This is a genomic window from Ligilactobacillus aviarius subsp. aviarius DSM 20655, from assembly GCF_001436315.1.
Lineage (GTDB): Bacteria > Bacillota > Bacilli > Lactobacillales > Lactobacillaceae > Ligilactobacillus > Ligilactobacillus aviarius.
On sequence record NZ_AYZA01000016.1, the window covers coordinates 138,066 to 153,774 of the forward strand.

11 protein-coding genes and 1 pseudogene are annotated in these 15,709 nt (G+C 39.1%); 5 read left to right on the forward strand and 7 right to left on the reverse strand.

Annotated features, from left to right (window positions below; translation table 11 throughout):
* Positions 1 to 113: 113 nt before the first annotated feature.
* Positions 114 to 2,651, reverse strand: coding sequence for a M1 family metallopeptidase (locus FC33_RS03195; RefSeq protein ID WP_057827177.1), 2,538 nt, complete (start codon positions 2,649 to 2,651; stop codon positions 114 to 116).
* Between the two features lie 309 nt (positions 2,652 to 2,960).
* On the opposite strand from FC33_RS03195, the gene FC33_RS03200 reads away from it, so the two are divergent.
* The 5 genes and pseudogenes from FC33_RS03200 to FC33_RS08440 all read left to right on the forward strand — a co-directional run bounded on the left by FC33_RS03200 (position 2,961) and on the right by FC33_RS08440 (position 7,507).
* Positions 2,961 to 3,722, forward strand: a complete 762-nt coding sequence (locus tag FC33_RS03200) for a class A sortase (RefSeq protein WP_057827178.1) — start codon at positions 2,961 to 2,963, stop codon at positions 3,720 to 3,722.
* A 95-nt stretch (positions 3,723 to 3,817) separates the two neighbouring features.
* Entirely contained in the window at positions 3,818 to 5,023 is a 1,206-nt protein-coding gene (locus tag FC33_RS03205; RefSeq protein WP_057827179.1) for a glycosyltransferase family 2 protein, read from the forward strand.
* A complete protein-coding gene (locus FC33_RS03210; protein WP_057827180.1) occupies positions 5,023 to 5,322 on the forward strand; it encodes a hypothetical protein in 300 nt (99 codons plus the stop codon). Before FC33_RS03205 ends, FC33_RS03210 begins: the two co-directional genes overlap by 1 nt.
* Positions 5,309 to 6,232, forward strand: coding sequence for a polysaccharide deacetylase family protein (locus FC33_RS03215; RefSeq protein WP_057827181.1), 924 nt, complete (start codon positions 5,309 to 5,311; stop codon positions 6,230 to 6,232). The genes FC33_RS03210 and FC33_RS03215 overlap by 14 nt, the downstream gene beginning before the upstream one ends.
* Positions 6,219 to 7,507, forward strand: a pseudogene (locus FC33_RS08440) (DUF3329 domain-containing protein). The gene FC33_RS03215 and the pseudogene FC33_RS08440 overlap by 14 nt, the downstream one beginning before the upstream one ends.
* Before the next feature lie 256 nt (positions 7,508 to 7,763).
* Here the strand turns inward: FC33_RS08440 and FC33_RS03230 are convergent.
* The 6 genes from FC33_RS03230 to pstB (FC33_RS03255) all read right to left on the reverse strand — a co-directional run bounded on the left by FC33_RS03230 (position 7,764) and on the right by pstB (FC33_RS03255) (position 15,709).
* Positions 7,764 to 9,596 (reverse strand): LPXTG cell wall anchor domain-containing protein, encoded by a 1,833-nt coding sequence (locus FC33_RS03230; RefSeq protein WP_057827184.1) that lies wholly within the window; start codon positions 9,594 to 9,596, stop codon positions 7,764 to 7,766.
* A 379-nt stretch (positions 9,597 to 9,975) separates the two neighbouring features.
* Positions 9,976 to 11,412, reverse strand: coding sequence for a 6-phospho-beta-glucosidase (locus tag FC33_RS03235; RefSeq protein ID WP_057827185.1), 1,437 nt, complete (start codon positions 11,410 to 11,412; stop codon positions 9,976 to 9,978).
* Between the two features lie 124 nt (positions 11,413 to 11,536).
* Positions 11,537 to 13,216, reverse strand: a complete 1,680-nt coding sequence (locus FC33_RS03240) for an alpha-keto acid decarboxylase family protein (protein ID WP_057827186.1) — start codon at positions 13,214 to 13,216, stop codon at positions 11,537 to 11,539.
* A 171-nt stretch (positions 13,217 to 13,387) separates the two neighbouring features.
* Positions 13,388 to 14,143, reverse strand: a complete 756-nt coding sequence (phoU, locus tag FC33_RS03245) for a phosphate signaling complex protein PhoU (protein ID WP_057827187.1) — start codon at positions 14,141 to 14,143, stop codon at positions 13,388 to 13,390.
* An 11-nt stretch (positions 14,144 to 14,154) separates the two neighbouring features.
* Entirely contained in the window at positions 14,155 to 14,910 is a 756-nt protein-coding gene (gene pstB / locus FC33_RS03250; protein ID WP_057827188.1) for a phosphate ABC transporter ATP-binding protein PstB, read from the reverse strand.
* A gap of 13 nt (positions 14,911 to 14,923) precedes the next feature.
* Positions 14,924 to 15,709: a phosphate ABC transporter ATP-binding protein PstB gene (gene pstB / locus FC33_RS03255; protein ID WP_420864652.1), complete on the reverse strand. Its 786-nt coding sequence runs from the start codon at positions 15,707 to 15,709 to the stop codon at positions 14,924 to 14,926.

Below are 15,709 nucleotides of genomic sequence, written 5' to 3' on the forward strand. Positions count from 1 at the left end.
CCTTCTCTTTTGAAATCGTTTACAATTAATTTAACATTAATGGATTTCAATCTCAAGATTCAAAAAAAGAGGTCGTGACTCACGTCACAACCTCTTAGTAGAAACATAGTCAATTATTTAACTTCATTTGCAATTGCTTGTTCAACTGCACTCTTTTCGGCTTCAACCAAATCAACTTTTCCTTTGATCAAGTTAACGTCCATTTCAATTTCACGTCTTAACCCTGGAGTGTCCAGTTTTGGTTCGTAGAATGCCTTGAATTCATCATACCGTTGCTTGGTGTAGAAGGTATTGGCCGTAACAGTTACGTAAGTGTGGAATTCCATGTCGCCACCCAATGTGTCGATCAACCAATCCCAGTTGTCACGCATCCAATCCCATGTAGCTTGTTGAGCTTCGCTGTTACCAAGCAATCCAACATACCATTCACGCAGATCTTGCGGCTTGATCGTATCAGCATCCTTGAAGCATTCAAGAATTTCTTGAATTGCAGTTTTATCTGAAGTTACAGTCAATGCTGTACTTAAGTCGCGTTGATAAATTCCATCACTTGTCTTCCGGTATTCGTTCAACAATGTCTTGATCAAATCTTCGTTACCGTAATTTGCAACTTCACTCATCATGACATATGGCCGAACACTTGCTGGAATCGTTGCAATGTGACCCTTGTGAGCTTCAAACATTGCATGGGCATCCTTGATGGCCTTTTCGTTCTTGGCATACAAAGCTGCCTTCACGATTGTTGGCCGACCTAATACGGCATCATTATCGTCATCATCTTTTGATTCGATTCCAAGAGCTGCATACTTGGCAGCACTTAATTCATTGAATAATGTCCGCAAGTTCTTTTCGTCTTCTGAACCTGGTTTAACGAATTTCTTCAAATCGTCAGCAATTTCAAACAATGCGTCATTTACAATGTATGACTTATTCTTTGTAAAGTGGCTCATCAATGGTACAAGGGCTGAGTATGAAATTTCGCGACCCTTAGCCAACAAGTGCATGTCTTGCAATAATTCGCGTTGACTGATTGCATCCAATTCATCAATGTGATCCAGAATATCGTTTAACAATGTTTCATCGTACTTAACGATAAAGTGTGAGTTGTTGCCGACATTCAAAACAAATGGTTTATTACCGTTCTTTTGCTTCAATTCAGCATAATTCCCGAGATCAAGGGTTTGATCCTTCATTAATTCTGGAACAGTTTCATAGTTGCTGTTCAACGGAATTTGCCATTGCCGGCCTTCATCCTTGCCTTCACCAATGAAGAATTGTTTTTGTGATAATTGAAGGTTGCCATCAACGATCTTTGCCGTTACAACTGGATAACCTGGTTGATTCAACCATGACTTCATTACTGCACTGACGTCCATTCCAGAAGCATCGCCAAGGGCTTTCCATAAGTCGTCCCCGACTGCATTGCCGTATTTATGAGCATCAAAGTAATTCTTTAAGCCTTTCCGTAATGCGTCATCACCGATCATTGAACGAACCATAACTAACATCCGTGAACCCTTAGCGTACACGATCGCCCCATCAAAAATTGCGTCAATGTCAGCGGGATCTTCAACTTCAACGTGAACGGGTTGAACGCCATCGATTGCATCCCGGTTCAATGCCATTGGAACTTCCTTTTCTTGGAAGACTTCCCACATGTGCCATTCAGGATGAATTGCATCGCTTGAAACATATTCCATCATGTTGGCGAAACTTTCATTCAACCATAAATCATCCCACCATTTCATTGTGACTAAGTCACCGAACCATTGGTGAGCTAATTCGTGAGTAATATCCGTTGCATTGTGTTGCTTGACACTTAATGAAGCATTCTTCGGATCCAATGTTAAGAAGGCTTCCCGGTATGTGATCAAGCCCCAGTTTTCCATCGCACCGGCTGAAAAGTCCGGTAATCCTAATTGCCATGAATGCGGAAGCGGATATGGTGTTTCATAGTACTTTTCATAAAATTCAAGGGCATTCTTGGTGATGTCCAATGCAAAGTCAAGTTCGTCTTCCTTGTGAGCTGGTGAAGCATAAACCCCGATCTTGATTCCATCATCGGTTTTCGTGTGTTTGCTTACCATTTCACCAAATGCAAAGGCGATCAAGTATGATGACATCCGCTTGGTGGTTTCAAAGTAGTGAACCCCGTCCTTGCATTCCTTTTCAGGCATGTTGGCTAAAATTGTTTCACCTGGTTTTTCATCATATTTGATTGCCAGGTCCCAAGTTGCCTTTGCTTCCGGTTCATCAATACATGGAAATGCTTGCCGGGCAGCTGTACTTTCAAATTGAGTTCCGATAATCTGTTTCTTTTCACCATTAACTTCGTAGTATGACGGATAGATTCCCATCATTGTGTCCGTTAATTGAGCATCAAATTCAATTTCAACCGTTGTTTCGCCGGTTTTGCCACAGTTAACGTCAACGGTTTCTGCTTGATCATCAACGTTAAAATCAACGGTTTCGTTGTTTACCTTAACGGCTGTAATATTCAAAAACTTCTCATTAAATTTGATATCCGGCTTAACCGCTTCGCCTTCCATGGTTACTTTCCCATTGAAAATCTTCGTTTCACGGTTAATGTCTAAATAAACATCATAATGAGCTGGTTTGAATAGGTCGTATAAATGTTCTTTTTTGGTCATTTAATCACCCCATCATATTTAAGTTGAGCATTTTACCAACTACTTTGAGTATATGCCACATCAAAATATTTTTAAAGAAAATATTATAGGCTTCAATTCTTAATTTGCAAGCAATCAGGTCCCTTTTATTCCTTGATTTAAAAAAAATCCTAAAAATCATTTTACAATTCTTAAAAAAAGACTAAACTATTTCGGAATTTAACTTTTTTGGATTATGTTATATTATATTGTGTATAAGAGAATTATGAGGGAGACAAAAAGGCAGTAAGTTTTATTCTAAAAATAGAACTTTTTACAAAGCAAAGAACAATGAAAAAGAACAAATTATTATACGGAATTCGACAGATATTCCTTGGAATCGCCTTTATCATTGGACTTGTTTTGCTTTTTAATAAACCGATCACCAATTACCTGATCGAAAATTATCATCCGGTCATCTTCGGTGACGAGGTTCGAACTGAAAAGAAAACGAAAGCACCATATGATTGGGCGAGCGTTAAACCGTTAAATCTTTTTGCCGTTGCGAAAGCACGGGCATACCACCCGCAAATCAAAGTTGTTGGTGGAATTTATAATCAAAAACTCGGATTAAATGTTCCAATTGTTAACGGGGTTGATCAAACAATCTATTCGTTATGTGCCGGAACGCTTGAACCGAACGAAAAAATGGGCCAAAGCAACTATTCAATTGCTGCGCACAATGTATCATCAAGTAAAGATGCGTTATTTGCCCCAATCTATCAAAAGGCAAAAGTCGGTGATACATTGAACATCACGAATTTCCATAAGGTATACACCTACAAGATTTATGCCAAGGCACCTGTTTCACAGCATAACAACACAATTCTTGAAGATTCAAGTCAATCAAACTTGACCCTTGTTACGTGTGGGAACGCTAACCAAAATTCAAAACAACGGTTTGTTTACCAAGCAAAATTAACAAAAACAAGTAATTACAACGATGTTCCTGCCTCAACCAAGGCATTTTTAAATGAGAAATACACCCTTAAATCATCAAGATGGAATATGATTTATCTGCACATGTTGGAAACAGGAAAACATCAGAAATAATCATTTAAGCGGGCAGTATGCCCGCTTTCGTTTTTTTTTACGAGATGTAAAAATAATTTTACATAAAATTACAGCCATAAGGGGGATTTTTCTTTATGATTGGAGGATTTGAGCTTTATTATCCAGTCATCATGTCTTTTGTTTGGATAATCGGCGCAATTTTCTTTAACTATTGTGAACGAACATTTACGAAATTAAGATCTAAAAAGCAGGATAACGGACCTTCCGTTGAAGTTTTCATGTCGTGTTATAACGAAGAAGCCGTTCTCGAACGTTCGATCGACTCCCTCGAACAAATCACCTATCAAAACTACCGTGTGGTTTTGATCGATGATAAAAGTTCTGATAACACCCTTCAAATTATGCAAAAACTTGCGCAAAAGTACCCAAATATTGAGATTAAAGCCCAAAAGAAAAACATGGGCAAGGCTGCTGCCTTAAATCGTGCCTTAAGCGAAAGTAAAGCGGATTATATTTTGTGCGTTGACGCAGACACAATTTTTAAAAAAGATTCATTAAGTTATCTTGTTGCTGTCCTTTCTGCTGATCAACGAATTGCGGCGGTTACTGGACGTCCAATTGTCAAAAACGTTTCAACGTTAATAGGTAAACTTCAATTTCTCGAATACATTTTAAACATTGACATGATCAAACGCTCACAGTCGTTTTTCCTTGGCCACATCATGACAGTTTCCGGAGTGTTGACCCTTTTCCGGCGTTCAGCCCTGGAAGACGTCGGCGGCTGGAGCACGGAAGCAATGACCGAAGACATTGACGTTACATGGAGGTTATATGATAAAGGTTACTATTGTACCTATCAACCGCGGGCACTATGCCAAATTTACGTTCCCGAAACCGTTCGCGGATTTGTTAAACAACGTGTCCGGTGGGGCCGCGGCGGCCTTGAAGTCTTACGGAATCACTTCAAGATGATTCCCAACCTTTCATGGGGCCAGCGTTTCTTAGCCCTCGATATGTGCTTTAGTTATGCATGGGTTTTCCTCGTTTCATTTGCAATTTTCAAAATCTTCTTTGAATTTATCTTCATTAAAAACTTACGAATCAATCTTGGAATTTTAGTGGCCTATTACGGCGCGACCCTCCTGTTTTACGGCTTTTCCAAATTATTTAATTGGAAAAACACTTATATTAAGTATAAGAATTACTGGCTTTACCTCCCATTTTTCTTCTATGCTTATTGGCTAAATAACATTGTCGTTGTCTTTTCCGCATTTTACCACTTATTTGATTCTGTAAAATTTGCTGCATGGGGAGCATCTGATCGGGGGAAGATCAAATGATGGCCAAACTCAAAAAAATATTTGAATTTTTATATTATATCATTGGAAATATTATCCAAATATTCATTGTCGTTGTATTCGTTGATTTTCTTTGCCATCGGTTTAAGGAATGGATGATTGATTTTTACGTTGCAACAAATTGCAATTACCGAACCATCGACTCAATGTTTGTTATTTTACTTGTTTCAGCAATTTTAATCATCGCTTTTGGAATTGCACGTTATATTTGGTTTAAATTTCGTTATTTAAAGAGAAGTAAACAATTAAAAAGAAAGAGTAAGGTCAATGAAAAAAATTAAGAGCTTTTTTCAACGAAGCTGGCATTGGATTTTTATTATTCTATGCCTAATTGTTATTGTCATTTCTGGATATACAGAATATAAAGATTATCTTCAGCAACAGCATGTTGATCGAGAAGTCAGCAGTGGTAAACTTTCGAACCAGCAATTGCATGAAAATGGAATTTTAGTTTTGTGCTATCACCGGGTTGTAAATAATCGGCTGTTTGCAGATCATTTTGCTCTTGCCTTATCAAATAATGACCAGTTGCATGAATACAGCATGCCTGTCAATAAATTAAGATATCAAATTGAATATTTAAAAAAACATCATGTCAGAATTATTCCGGTAGCGACTGCTGTTGAATTAATCAAACAAAATCGTCCTTTGAAGCATAAATACGTCGTTTTAACCTTTGATGACGTTGACGAGACGCTTTCAACAAATGCCTGTCCTGTGCTTAAAAAACTTGGAAACATTCCATACACTGTTTTTATCGTTACCAGCAACACTGGAAGATATGATAACGGGACCCGTTTTGCAACATGGCACCAGCTTCGAAACGTCTTGCATAGTTCAAATGCAACCATTGGCGTTCACACTAATAATATGCACTATCTCGTAAAAAATAAACCAGTTTTAAAGTATGCTCGAAATTACAATCGGTTTAAGAAAGATTACCAAAAATCTGAAAAAATTATCAAAAAGCATATTGGTCATAAAACACCCTACTTTGCTTATCCATACGGTGAAGGAACGCAACGGGAACAAAAATATCTCGTTGATCATGGCATGATCACCTTTTCACTTGATAACGGAATCGTAACTCCGGGTTATGATTTAAATCAACCGCTTCCGCGAACAATGGTTGATGATCATTCATGGAATGACGTAATAAAGAAGTGGGTGGATACAAGTGCAACTAATTAAAAGGAAGCTTCATTTGTTTATCCAAGCCATCAATTGGATCATTAATATCGGGATCATTAGCATCATCAGTATTTTCTTTTACCGTTTAAATCAAATTACTGGGTATGCTGGTGATGATTTTCTTTATCATTTTCTTTATCATGGTGAATGTATCAGTGCGATTCACAACGTTTTTGAGTGGATTCAATCAGTTATTAATCAAACTCAAATGTGGAATGGACGATTTATTGCCCAGGGATTAGTTCAACTTTTTATGCAGTTTCCAAAAGAAATTTTCAACATTGCTAATACTATTGCTTTCATTGCGGTTGGATTATTGATTAATTTGCTTGTTCGACGTCGAATTCGCGACGTCAATCCAATCTATCTATTACTAACATATTGTGTCTTCCCGACTTTGGACGGGCTGTTCTATGGCTTTCCGGAAGTTTCAATTATCTTTGGATACCGTTGATTTATCTTGGATACTTTTGGTTTTTACGTTGGCAGTATATTCCGCGAAAACATTCCGGAATCTTTACCTTTTTAATCATTGTGCTTGCCTTCCTGACTGGAGCAACAAATGAAAATATCGGTCCTATATTTATAATATTAACGTATTTCTATTATGCATCTTCATCTAATTCTGAATTTCGACAATATACTTATCCATCAACCTTTAGTTGCATTGCCGAATTTATTATCTTAATTACCCACAATACTGGTGAAGCGGCCTCAGAAAAAGGACGTGCATTTCAAATTAGATTAATTATTGAACAATTAGTCCAGTATGATGGAATTTTATTGACAATTGCACTTAGTTTAATTCTCATTTTGTCGGTTCAAAATCATTTTCGCCGAATTGACTTAAATAACGACATCCTGATCACTGAATTATTAACCGCTAGCGCCCTTGCAAGTGTTGGTGCGTTGATCTTGTCGCCGCAGATTCCACCGCGAACTTACTTTGGAAGTGTAATTTTTTTGATTGTTGCATGTCTAATTGGATTCAACCACTTAGTTCAACTAACTAAACTTACTCGGATCATTCCAATTGGATGTGCATCCTTTATCAGTTGTGTTGCATTTCAACGATATACTGATGTTTACCCTCAGCTTTTATCAAATTACGAACGGTTTTATACGGCTGAACAAGCCGCTTTAAATGCTCAAAAACATCATCGAAATGATATTTACGTCCCTGGAATGAACGATACCTGCAATTACAATGCATATCATGAAACGGCATATCTTGGCTTTGGGAAAATACATGGATGGCGAAATACTATGGCTTAAGACACGTTTATTTGAATAATCAAACGCCAATCAAACCAATTCCTACAAGTCTAAAAGAATATCCATGGATTATCAGAAAAATTCAAACTTTAATTCATTAGATAAAAAGGAAACCGAATTATCTTTTTTCAGCTTCCTTTTTTATAAAACAAAAAAACCACGTGCTTTCACACGTGGTTCTTTTAACGTTTCATATAATAGATCAGAGAGTCAATGAATAAGTAGATAACTGTTATGTTATCAGTTTGCTGTCAGATTAGTGACGACGCTTTAATTCTGCGAAGCCAAGACCCATAGCAGCAGCCAAAGCACCCATACCTGCTACAGCTGCAACATTGCTTGATGCTTCACCTGTTTGTGGCATTGTGTTCTTTGATGATTCTGCCTTAGCTGATGTTGTCTTAGCAGCTTCGTTTTCACTGTATGTGTATGTGATTGGTGCGTTGAAGTTTGCTGATGACTTCTTAGCAGCCTTTTCTTCGCCGCCGACAAACTTAACAGCTTTATTAGCTTCAGCCTTCTTAGCAACTGGAGCAGCCTTCTTTTCTGATGAAGCAGCTTTCTTGCTTGCTTCCTTCTTAGCTGATGAAGTTGAAGGTTTTACTTCGTTCTTCTTTTGTGAGTTTGTGTTTGTTGAAGGCTTTGCTTCGTTACCCTTGTTTGCGTTTGTTGAAGGCTTTGCTTCGTTGCCTTTGTTTGCGCTTGTTGAAGGTTTTGCTTCGTTACCTTTGTTTGTGTTTGTTGAAGGCTTTGCTTCACTGCCTTTGTTTGTGTTTGCTGAAGGTGTTACCTTAGCAGGACCGTTTTGAACATCGTTAGGGTTGTCAGCTGGTTGTGCTGAGTGGTGTTCGTTATTTGTGTTGTTCTTGTTTGCTGAAGGTGTTACTTCGGCAGGACCATTTTGAATGTCGTTAGGATTGTCAGCTGGTTGTGCTGAGTGGTGCTTTTGTGGTAATGCAGCAACCATGTCGCTGGCTGTCTTAAGAGCATCATTTGCATTTGTAACAGCTTGTTGTGCCTTTGTTAAAGCACTCTTGGCGTTGTTCATTGCAACTTCGTCCCAGTGTTCGTTTGCTTCAGCTGTGTTCAAGGCATTTGCTGTATCTTTGTATTCTTTCTTTGCTTTGTCAAATGCTACTTGTGCCCAGTGAGCATTTGCATTTGCTGTGTTCAAAGCATTTGCTGTGTTCTTGTATTCATCTTTTGCTTTGTTGAATGCTGTTTGTGCATCGTCAGCAGCCTTCTTAGCAGCTTGTTCTTTGTCTTGAGCTTTAAGTAAAGCTGCTTGAGCATCGTCAAATGCCTCTTGTGCAGCCTTCTTGTCCTTAGCTGTTGTAGCATCGCTTAATTCTTCACTGGCATTTGTTAAAGCATCGTTAGCATCTGAAACAGCCTTTTGTGCTTCAGCCAACTTAGCGTTCTTAGCGTTAAGAGCGTTAGCTGTTGTCATGTAGTCTTTCTTTGCCTTGTCAAATGCTGTTTGTGCTTCTTGAGCAGCAGCTTTCTTTGAGTTCAAATCATTAGCTGTGTTCTTGTAGTCATCCTTTGCTTTGTTGAATGCACTTTGAGCATTAGCTGTTGTCTTCTTGTCTGCATTGTACTTGCTTGATGCAGTGTTGTATGACTTTTGTGCAGCTTGTTCTTTGTTTTGAGCATTGATCAAGTCGCTTTGTGCTTGACTGAATGCTGCATTTGCTGTATCAGCAGCTTTTTGGCTTTCAGTTTCTGATGAAGCTGATGAAGCTACAGCACTTGATTGTGTGCTTGAAGCCTTTGATGAAGCTGTTGAACTAGCTTTAGCTGATGATGTTGAACTAGCCTTTGCTGAACTGTTGTTTGCTGATGACTTCAATGCAACTGTGTTTGATGACTTAGCTGCTGAAGTTGTTGCAACTGAAGCAACGTGGCTTTCTGAATTGTTTGATACGTGGTTTGCAGCAACTGTGTCAGCATTTGCTGATAAACTACCAGCTGATAATGCTAAGGCACCAACACCTGCTGTAACCATTAATGATGAGACCCACTTACTACCCTTTTTGTAAGTCTTTACACGAGAAACTTCAGACATTTTTTCCATCTTACGTTTCATTTAACTCAACTCCTTAAAATAAATCCTCATAGAGGTTTAACAAGCAGAACTGTTAAAACCTTTATGTAAAATAGTTTTGCTTAACGTCATCAATATAAGCCAAAATTCACAGAATCGCAACCCCCCCCGAAAATCTTAACAATTTTTATTTATTATCCGAACTCTTTCGAATATTACAGCATTGTTACAAGTAACCACTTTCAGAAGTTTTTCATTATTTTGAAAAATCTAGTCCGCACAAACCACTGGTTATACCAATAAATTCACGCTTTTTTCTTCTTGGCACCAAAGTTACAATAATTATTTCCATAACATTTCATTTATATTATGTTTCGGAACGTCATTAATAATCTTTAATATTTTCTCGAAATTATCTTGATTATCTTAAATCTTCCCCGTTTGATTTAATCACTTTTTGATACCAATAAAATGAATCTTTCTTCATTCGTTTAAGGGTTCCTTCCCCTTGATCATTTTTATCAACGTAAATAAAGCCATATCGCTTGTCCATCTGACCGGTTCCGGCTGATACAAGATCAATGCAGCCCCATGGAGTGTAACCCATCAAGTCAACGCCATCAAGATTGACCGCTTTTTCCATCTGTTCGATGTGTTTTCTGAGATAATCAATCCGATAACTGTCATGAATCGCTCCATCCGCTTCAACCTTATCAAATGCGCCCATTCCATTTTCAACAATGAAGAGCGGTTTGTGATAACGGTCAGTTAAGAAGTTCAACGACCAACGAAGGCCCTTTGGATCGATCGTCCATCCCCAGTCAGTCGTTTTTAGATACTTGTTGGGCACAACTGCCTGATCAATATCATGCAAATCATCAATTTTTACCTTACTTGCTGATACATTTCGAGAAGCATAGTAACTAAAGCCGATATAGTCAACCGTTCCTTCCTTAAGAACGATCCGATCTTCAGCGGTGATATCTGGACGGAAGCCATTGCGTTCAATGTACTTTTCAATCGCTTTCGGATATTCACCGTTACATTGGACATCTGAGAACCAGCACCGTAACTGGTTTACCCGTTGTGCAAGTAAAATATCATCTGGGTCTGATGTATTTGGATAATATGGTGTACATGCGATCATGCAACCAATTTGGAAATCAGGATTGATCTTTTTTCCTTCCTTAACGGCCAAAGCACTCGCGACTAATTCGTAGTGCGCTGCTTGGAACATTGCAGCCTCTGGATTTTCCTGTTCATCGACAAAGTAGCCCGAATTTGTCATCGTTAAAAATGGATTATTGAATTCAGATTGGTTGTCAATCTCATTAAAGGTCATCCAATATTTGACTTTATCCTTATACCGGTTGAAACATGTTGTTGCAAACTTGACGAAGAAATCAATCGTCTTCCGGTTGGTAAATCCACCATATTCTTCTACTAAATGATATGGCATTTCAAAGTGCGATAACGTAATTACCGGTTCAATTCCGTATTTGTGGCATTCATCGAATAAATCATCGTAAAATTTCAAGCCCGCTTCGTTAGGTTCCGCATCATCGCCATTCGGAAAGATCCGCGTCCACGCAATTGATGTCCGGAAGCACTTAAATCCCATTTCAGCCATTAACTTAATATCTTCCTTACAATGATGGTAAAAATCAATTGCTTCATGATTCGGATAATTTTTTCCTGGAAGAACCCCATGCGTAATTTCACGTGGTTGGGTTGCAGAACCGACCGTCATAACATCGGCAACGGAAACGCCCTTTCCATCTTCATTCCAAGCACCTTCTAATTGGTGCGCAGCAACCGCTCCACCCCATAAAAAGTCTTTTGGCAATTTCATTCCCATTTCAATTCCTCCAATTCTTTATGATTACATGGTTACCTTATCATAAATCAATCCAATTTAAAATAGCGCTTACATTGGCATAAAAAATAAATCGCAGTTTATCCTGCGATTTATCCTTTCTATTTTATTCTTCACCATAGAAATGTGATTTATCGATCAAACTCATTGACTTTCCGATTTTCTTAACCAATTCAGGGGCATCCAAAGCCTTGGTCTTTAAAATCACAAAGTGGGCCTTACTACGATCGTCAGCAATTTTGTCCATAATGGCAAGCATCTCCTGCTTGTTAGTTGCAACGCTAACATCCATCGTGTCTTCAGTAATTCCCATTGCAGCCGGAATCTTAGTATAATCCCAAACCGCAATATCATTATACTTTGCATGAGCTCCGTGAATGACCCGTTCGATCGTGTAACCATCATTGTCAACCAAGAAGATGATTGGTTTCAAGTGATGCCGTTGAATCAAGCTTAATTCTTGAATCGTCATTTGAGCTGAGCCATCACCGATCGACAAGATATGCCGGCCTTCAGGATCCGCAATTTGACTTCCTAAAACTGCTGGCAAAGTATAGCCGATTGAGCCCCATAATGGTTGGGCTTCAAAGTCAACGCCCTTTTTCAAGTTCATAAATGAAAGACCATATTGAGAAGTCCCGGTTTCAGTATAAATCGTGTCATCCGGCTTCATGAAGTTCTTAAAGGCGTACATGTATTGGGATAAGTTCAATTCCTGATCATCATTGTCTTCATATTTTACATCCGGCGTTACATTGTTTAATCCAGTACTTTCAAAGTCAAATTGATAATCGAAGTTTTCAAGGTTCTTGATCAAGTTATTGATGTTAACGCCCCGGCTCTTTTCACCGAAGAAATCGGTATTATCGCAATTCAAAACGACTGTTTCTTTTTGGGTGAAACATTGGGTAAAGCTTCCGGTATTAACGTCGATCAGCTTGCTTCCAAAGACGATTACCAAATCGCTTTGGTCAACATAGTTCAAAACCCGCTTGTCGCCATAGTTCGGATAATATGTTCCAATAAAGTATGGATTTTCTTCATTAATTGAAGACTTTCCTAACAGCATTGTTGCAACCGGAATGTGCGTTTGGTTGATCAAGTTTTCAAATTCCGCCTTTGCCCGGAACGTCATAATTTCATTTCCCGCTAAAATAACCGGCCGCTTTGCCTTCTTCAATTCATCAACTAACCGTTGAGCAACCCGCTTGTTATGATCCGTATTTTGAACGGTCAAATTCAACGGTGCACTCGGCGCATCGATCATACTGTGAGCGACATCCAATGGAAGGGAAATGTAAACCGGCCGCCGTTTGATAATTGCCGTTGTCAATGCCCGGTCAATTTCAGCGCCCGCATTTTCAAATCCTAACAGAGCCTGAGTTTCTGTAAATTGCTTATATGCCCGGTATGAACGCTTAAAGTTTCCGGTTGCATCGGTATGGTGCATTAATTTCTTATTTTCTTGAACCTTCGTTGTTGGTGCCCCGGTAATTGCGATCACTGGAATATGTTCAGCATAACTGCCGGCAATTCCATTGATTGCACTTAATTCACCAACATCAAACGTTGTGATCAAGGCCCCGACACCCTTCTTCCGGGCATAGCCGTCAGCCGCATAGGCCGCATTTAATTCATTACAATCCCCGATCCAGTTAACTGATGAACTCTTTTCAACATCATCTAAAAATGATAAGTTGTAATCCCCTGGAACCCCAAAGATGTCATCTACTCCGATTTCATGAAGCCGTTCGATCAAATAATCAATAACCGTAACTTTTTTCATGACAGATTCCTCCTATTTCAAATTATCAGTTACTACTGACTTCTCTTATATACCGATAATTATATTCTATATTTTGCACAATTGATTCCTTTACGCCTTTATGATAGCGCCTTCATCTATTGGAAATTTTAATTAAAAAGGTTTGACACAATTTGTTGTCAAACCTTTTCCCTACTTATCTTCGCGTTTCATTCGTGCCTTTTTCCGTTCATGGCGGATCAGCGCTTCCTGTTCTTCAACCTTTAAATACTCATCACGATTGAGTTTTCCTGGATTTAATTCCTGAATCTTTCCTGTCGCATCGTAAACGACCCATTCACAAAGGTTGACGATGTGATCCCCGATTCGTTCCAAGATCCGTGCAACCATTAAATAACTCATCGCTGCCACTGCGGTATTCGTTTCGCGCTTCATGATCTCAACAATCATTTGGTAAATATGATAATATTGTTGGTCGATTTCCGGATCCATCGCCGCAATCTTCCGGGCTTCAGCTTCATTGTCCCGAATCGAAGCATCCAGTGATTGTTCAAGCATGTTGCGAATGTCCGCCGTTAAATTTGAAATCAACTCTTCGATTTCCGGAATCCGGTTATTGCCTTTTAACCGAATCGTTTCCCGGGCAATAATAATTGCATGGTCACCGATCCGCTCTAAGTCAGAACTTGCCTTTAAAATACTAATAATTTTCCGGAATTCGTGTGCCACGGGCTGTTGAAGGGCAATCAGGTTCAATGCCCGTTCTTCAAGCGAAATTTCATTGTTATTAATGGTTTCATCGCGCTCAATGATTTTCTCGGCAAGTTGCTGGTCATGTTCAATGAACGATTTGGTTGCCTGATAAATCTGTTCGCTGATATCGATTCCCATTTCATTGAAGCGCCCGTTCAACTTCTTCATTTCATCATTAAAAATTTCCTTTACCATTTTAACCCTCCTTAACCAAACCGACCATTCAAATAATCATCCGTTAATTTTTCTTTCGGTGTTAGGAACAATTCCTTGGTTTTGCCGGACTCGATCAAATCACCGTTTAAAAAGAAAGCTGTGTTATCTGAAATTCGCGAAGCCTGCTGCATGTTATGCGTCACAATAATGATCGTATAGTCTTTTTTTAACTCAACCAATGTATCTTCAATTTTAGCATTTGAAACCGGATCAAGCGCGCTTGTTGGTTCATCCATCAAAATGACTTTCGGTTGCACGGCTAGAACCCGGGCAATGCAGATTCGCTGTTGCTGGCCGCCTGAAAATGCCAACGCATCCTTTTTTAAATTATCCTTAACTTCATCCCAAACCGCTGCTTTCCGTAAACTTTCTTCAACGATTTGATCAATTACTTGTTTATCCTTAATTCCCTTTAATTTTAATCCAAAAGCAATGTTATCATAAACCGATAACGGAAAGGGATTCGGCTGCTGAAAAACCATTCCGACTTCTTTGCGGAGTTTAACAACATCCATTCGCGGGCTATAAATGTCTTCTCCTTGAAGCTTAAAGCTCCCCGTAATCGTAACATTCTCAATCAAGTCATTCATTCGATTCAAGCATCGTAAAAAAGTTGACTTGCCGCATCCCGAAGGACCAATCAACGCCGTGATCTGATTCTCATCAAATCCAATGTCAAAGCCATGCAAGGCTTCTTTTTTCCCATAATACAAGTGAACATTTTCTGCTGTCATGATCTGCGTCATTGAAATGCACCTCCTAGCCAAAGTTTCCAGAAACGTAATCTTCGGTCATTTGCACGTGCGGCGCAGTGAAAATTTGCGACGTTTCGTCAAATTCAACGATCTGTCCCAGATTAAAGAAAACCGTATAGTCACTGCTGCGGGAAGCTTGCTGCATGTTATGCGTCACAATGATAATCGTGTACTTCTGCTTTAATTCCTGCAATGTATCTTCCACTTTCCGCGTCGAAACCGGATCAAGCCCGCTCGTTGGTTCATCAAGCAATAAAATATCGGGTTCCATTGCAATTGCCCGGGCAATACATAACCGTTGCTGCTGGCCGCCTGAAAGCTGCTTGCCGTTTTTATCAAGCGAATCCTTGACTTCATCCCATAGTGCAACTGCTTGAAGACTTTCTTTGACCTTTTGATCTAAAACGGATTGATCTTTAACCCCGTGATACTTTAACGCATACGTAATGTTTTCCCGAATCGATTTATAAAACGGATTAGGGTGTTGGAATACCATTCCGATATGCTTTCGCAACTCATAAATATTAATTTGATCGTTGTTAATGTCCAATCCATGATACAGGATTTGACCTTCAACCCGGGCGATTCCATCATTCATTCGGTTCAATGAACGTAAAAAGGTTGATTTTCCGCATCCCGAAGGACCAATCAACGCCGTGATCTGGTGTTGAGGAAACTCAATCGTTCCTTCGGCAAAGGCCTTTTTATCGCCGTAATAAACTGCCAGATCTTGCGTTTTCAATGCAACCGGCGTTTCAATTTTTTTAATGTATTTTTCTGTAATTTCCAT

What these genes read in the sequence shown, in the direction of transcription:
- FC33_RS03195 (WP_057827177.1), bottom strand. Translation starts at nt 2,651, where the DNA reads ATGACCAAAAAAGAACATTTATACGACCTATTCAAACCAGCTCATTAT.
- FC33_RS03200 (WP_057827178.1), top strand. Translation starts at nt 2,961, where the DNA reads ATGAAAAAGAACAAATTATTATACGGAATTCGACAGATATTCCTTGGA.
- FC33_RS03205 (WP_057827179.1), top strand. Translation starts at nt 3,818, where the DNA reads ATGATTGGAGGATTTGAGCTTTATTATCCAGTCATCATGTCTTTTGTT.
- FC33_RS03210 (WP_057827180.1), top strand. Translation starts at nt 5,023, where the DNA reads ATGGCCAAACTCAAAAAAATATTTGAATTTTTATATTATATCATTGGA.
- FC33_RS03215 (WP_057827181.1), top strand. Translation starts at nt 5,309, where the DNA reads ATGAAAAAAATTAAGAGCTTTTTTCAACGAAGCTGGCATTGGATTTTT.
- FC33_RS03230 (WP_057827184.1), bottom strand. Translation starts at nt 9,596, where the DNA reads ATGAAACGTAAGATGGAAAAAATGTCTGAAGTTTCTCGTGTAAAGACT.
- FC33_RS03235 (WP_057827185.1), bottom strand. Translation starts at nt 11,412, where the DNA reads ATGGGAATGAAATTGCCAAAAGACTTTTTATGGGGTGGAGCGGTTGCT.
- FC33_RS03240 (WP_057827186.1), bottom strand. Translation starts at nt 13,216, where the DNA reads ATGAAAAAAGTTACGGTTATTGATTATTTGATCGAACGGCTTCATGAA.
- phoU (WP_057827187.1), bottom strand. Translation starts at nt 14,143, where the DNA reads ATGGTAAAGGAAATTTTTAATGATGAAATGAAGAAGTTGAACGGGCGC.
- pstB (WP_057827188.1), bottom strand. Translation starts at nt 14,910, where the DNA reads ATGACGCAGATCATGACAGCAGAAAATGTTCACTTGTATTATGGGAAA.
- pstB (WP_420864652.1), bottom strand. Translation starts at nt 15,709, where the DNA reads ATGGAAATTACAGAAAAATACATTAAAAAAATTGAAACGCCGGTTGCA.